We start from the raw sequence: 257 nt of genomic DNA, 5'->3' as shown, positions 1-257 counted from the left end.
ATAAGCACAGTATAAGCGGTCATAATACCGACTATGTTTTAACCACTAAACACAATGAAATAACTATTTTCTCTTCTCAAATAGTTATTAATTATAATATACAAATAAAATGGGTCCACCTTTTTTATTTGTATATTATAATTAATAACTATTTGAGAAGAGAAAATAGTTATTTCATTGTGTTTAGTGGTTAAAACATAGTCGGTATTATGACCGCTTATACTGTGCTTATTTCCAAATTTATAAAAAAAGTGGTC

This window comes from Staphylococcus sp. GDY8P57P, from assembly GCF_017892585.1.
Taxonomy (GTDB): domain Bacteria; phylum Bacillota; class Bacilli; order Staphylococcales; family Staphylococcaceae; genus Staphylococcus; species Staphylococcus borealis.
This window is presented reverse-complemented; position numbering follows the sequence as displayed.